Source organism: Tepidimonas sp. (genome assembly GCF_046292505.1).
Classification (GTDB): Bacteria; Pseudomonadota; Gammaproteobacteria; order Burkholderiales; family Burkholderiaceae_C; genus Tepidimonas.
On sequence record NZ_JBKBQX010000062.1, the window covers coordinates 1 to 1,944 of the forward strand.

Genomic DNA, 1,944 nt, shown 5'->3' on the forward strand with positions numbered 1-1,944 from the left:
CGGACGCATTGGCGGCCAGCCTAACGATGAAGGGCAAAATGTCTTAATCCCTTTGAAATCAGGGCTTGGTTCGGACCTGGAGAAAGCGGTCAAGACGCGCAAGGAGCAGAGTCTTAATCCCTTTGAAATCAGGGCTTGGTTCGGACTTCACAACATCGACATTCTGGAGATCCGATCGGTCTTAATCCCTTTGAAATCAGGGCTTGGTTCGGACGCTGATTCTCCGCGCTATGCGTCAAAGCCCTCGGTCTTAATCCCTTTGAAATCAGGGCTTGGTTCGGACTGCGGGTTTGCGTGAAGTAACCCGCCGGCCAATTGTCTTAATCCCTTTGAAATCAGGGCTTGGTTCGGACCCTGCTAACGCCATACACAGGCATTGCAAGTTTGTCTTAATCCCTTTGAAATCAGGGCTTGGTTCGGACGGTGTTCGGCGTCCTTAATCGCACCGTGGTCTGGAGTCTTAATCCCTTTGAAATCAGGGCTTGGTTCGGACGGCGCAGTCCTGACAGAACGGAAACTGCCGGTTGAGTCTTAATCCCTTTGAAATCAGGGCTTGGTTCGGACCAAGGTAGAAGCCATCGACGTATACGGTCAAGAGTCTTAATCCCTTTGAAATCAGGGCTTGGTTCGGACCCATCATCCGCCGCTGCGTTGAGACGCTGCAAGACAGTCTTAATCCCTTTGAAATCAGGGCTTGGTTCGGACCTCACACCCGCGCAATATAAGGTGCTGCGGGAGCAGTCTTAATCCCTTTGAAATCAGGGCTTGGTTCGGACAGTGTTCCGCTGGAAAGCCGACGTGTCGGTCTCGTCTTAATCCCTTTGAAATCAGGGCTTGGTTCGGACGTAACTACGACAGTGGTTACCTCACGCACAAGGATTCCGTCTTAATCCCTTTGAAATCAGGGCTTGGTTCGGACAAGGTACTGGGTGCGGTCGGTCATAGTACGGTCGGTCTTAATCCCTTTGAAATCAGGGCTTGGTTCGGACTGCAAAGCGACGGGGTATCGCCCGAGACCCGGGGGTCTTAATCCCTTTGAAATCAGGGCTTGGTTCGGACCTGAAGCTCTTCGCGCACTGCGCGAGCGATTGGTCGGTCTTAATCCCTTTGAAATCAGGGCTTGGTTCGGACAGGCCGACAAGGCCGACAAGGCCGACAAGGCCGGTCTTAATCCCTTTGAAATCAGGGCTTGGTTCGGACCGCGAAAGCCATACAAATGACGTTGAGCGCCATGGTCTTAATCCCTTTGAAATCAGGGCTTGGTTCGGACTCGGCATCGCCCAAAAGGGCGTCGAAATTGACGCGTCTTAATCCCTTTGAAATCAGGGCTTGGTTCGGACCAATGGCCACTATCATCAAAGCTCTCTCCACGGCGTCTTAATCCCTTTGAAATCAGGGCTTGGTTCGGACATTAAAGGATACATGGCCGGTATGGGCTGTAAAGGTCTTAATCCCTTTGAAATCAGGGCTTGGTTCGGACCTGCCGTCGTGCCGACGATAAGCCGCTGGTGCCCGTCTTAATCCCTTTGAAATCAGGGCTTGGTTCGGACCCACCAAAGCCGACGAAGGAGAACCCGCTCCTCCGGGTCTTAATCCCTTTGAAATCAGGGCTTGGTTCGGACTTAAAGGGTACGTCGAATCGATGGGCTGCAAGGAGTCTTAATCCCTTTGAAATCAGGGCTTGGTTCGGACCATGTCGCGCGGCATGACCCGGCACGCCTATGTCGTCTTAATCCCTTTGAAATCAGGGCTTGGTTCGGACGGTGACTCGATTACGGTATGCGATTGCGCGAGCGACGTCTTAATCCCTTTGAAATCAGGGCTTGGTTCGGACTCCCGCTTGGTCGAAAAGAATGGGCCCGATGCTGGTCTTAATCCCTTTGAAATCAGGGCTTGGTTCGGACTGCACCCCGGCAATATCGTTCGGTATGACAAGTACTTACG

Annotated in this window: 6 protein-coding genes; all 6 read right to left on the reverse strand. The window is 52.6% G+C overall.

Going from position 1 to position 1,944, the window contains the following annotated elements; genetic code table 11:
- Window positions 1-404: 404 nt before the first annotated feature.
- Window positions 405-710, reverse strand: a complete 306-nt coding sequence (locus ACK4TH_RS11510) for a hypothetical protein (protein WP_409626607.1) — start codon at window positions 708-710, stop codon at window positions 405-407.
- Entirely contained in the window at window positions 707-874 is a 168-nt protein-coding gene (locus tag ACK4TH_RS11515; protein ID WP_409626609.1) for a hypothetical protein, read from the reverse strand. Before ACK4TH_RS11515 ends, ACK4TH_RS11510 begins: the two co-directional genes overlap by 4 nt.
- Before the next feature lie 27 nt (window positions 875-901).
- A complete protein-coding gene (locus tag ACK4TH_RS11520; RefSeq protein WP_409626611.1) occupies window positions 902-1,216 on the reverse strand; it encodes a hypothetical protein in 315 nt (104 codons plus the stop codon).
- A complete protein-coding gene (locus tag ACK4TH_RS11525; protein WP_409626613.1) occupies window positions 1,183-1,356 on the reverse strand; it encodes a hypothetical protein in 174 nt (57 codons plus the stop codon). The genes ACK4TH_RS11520 and ACK4TH_RS11525 overlap by 34 nt, the downstream gene beginning before the upstream one ends.
- A gap of 106 nt (window positions 1,357-1,462) precedes the next feature.
- Entirely contained in the window at window positions 1,463-1,717 is a 255-nt protein-coding gene (locus ACK4TH_RS11530) for a hypothetical protein (RefSeq protein ID WP_409626615.1), read from the reverse strand.
- A gap of 2 nt (window positions 1,718-1,719) precedes the next feature.
- A partial coding sequence (locus ACK4TH_RS11535) for a hypothetical protein (RefSeq protein ID WP_409626617.1) occupies window positions 1,720-1,944 on the reverse strand: 225 nt, incomplete at its 5' end.